Raw genomic sequence first — 555 nt, 5'->3', positions numbered from 1 at the left:
CGTCAGCGGCAACCGGATCCGCGCCACCCTGCTCGCCGCCGCGCTCGCCGCCGGCGTCGGCTGCGCCACCCTCACCACCCTGCCCGCGGCCGCCGCCGGGGAGCAGGTCAAGGTCCAGTACCGGCAGAGCTCCACCGGCGGCGACCAGGCCGAGCCCTGGTTCAAGGTGGTGAACACCGGCTCCTCCTCGTTGTCCCTCGGCCAGGTGAAGCTGCGGTACTACTTCAAGGCCGAGGCGGGCGCCTCGTACACCTTCCGCTGCTCCTGGGCGGTCAAGGGCTGCGCCAACATCACCGGGACCTTCGGAACCCTGGCCAACCCGACGGCCACCGCCGACCGGTACCTGGAGATCGGCTTCACCTCCGGGGCCGGCAGTCTCGCCGCGGGCGCCGACAGCGGCGACCTGCAACTGCGCTTCCACCGCTCCGACTGGCGCCCGCTGGTGCAGAGCGACGACTACTCCTTCGGTCCCTCCCAGACCTCCTACGGGGACTGGAGCAAGGTCACCGCGACCGTCGGCGGCAGCCAGGTCTGGGGCACCGCGCCGGCCGGCAA

1 protein-coding gene is annotated in these 555 nt (G+C 72.4%); it reads left to right on the top strand.

Annotation, left to right across the window (positions count from 1 at the left end; translation table 11 throughout):
- Positions 1-16 precede the first annotated feature (16 nt).
- The coding region (locus tag ACOV8S_RS09905) for a cellulose binding domain-containing protein (protein WP_448317887.1) at positions 17-555 on the top strand (539 nt) is incomplete at its 3' end.

The organism is Streptomyces sp. CO7 (assembly GCF_053474865.1).
Note: the sequence above shows the minus strand (reverse complement) of the source record. Positions and strands in the feature narration are given on the sequence as shown.